Source organism: Sulfitobacter sp., assembly GCF_036961165.1.
Classification (GTDB): domain Bacteria; phylum Pseudomonadota; class Alphaproteobacteria; order Rhodobacterales; family Rhodobacteraceae; genus Sulfitobacter.
Genome location: NZ_JBALVJ010000109.1, coordinates 1 through 523, shown reverse-complemented (window position 1 = coordinate 523; position 523 = coordinate 1). Strand labels below are relative to the sequence as shown.

At 47.2% G+C, this 523-nt stretch carries 1 protein-coding gene; it reads right to left on the bottom strand.

The annotated features are described in order from the left end of the window. On the bottom strand, positions 1-258 hold a 258-nt coding region (locus V7730_RS20985), incomplete at its 3' end, for a hypothetical protein (RefSeq protein ID WP_335749511.1). Positions 259-523 lie beyond the last annotated feature (265 nt).

The window sequence follows — 523 nt, the reverse complement described above, 5'->3', positions numbered from 1 at the left end:
AGCGTTCTGCCAGACCGCATCCGTCTCCGAGACCACAAGCTCAAAACTTATGCGGCTGACTTCGGCACCGGAGGCATCTAAGCCAACCACTGAGATCTCGTAAATATGATCCCGGTCCCAATCCCATACCTCTGCATAGGACGGCGTGAACCACGGCTGGTAACTCACTTCACCAGTGACAGTGTCAAATCGGAATAGTACAGCGTCTTCGCCAACCAGTGAGTAAGCAAGTGATTCAAGCATGTTAATACTAGGCATGGTTATCCTCGCGAAATAGTAATCAATACTTGTGCGCCTGTTTCGGGGTTAGGGCCAGAAAAAACAGGCTATAAATTCTGCGAACCTCAAATTTTTTTAACTTTTCAAATATTCACAAGGGGTTAGGACGTGAAGACGAAGAATTAAGCTGTTGGGTCGATGGCAATAAAAGTCATCCGTGGCCATGATTTTTTCTTCGCAAGCAGCGCCCTGTGAAGTGGTCCTGCTTTTTAGGACAGTTTTGCGGCTTGGCTAAGATGCATCT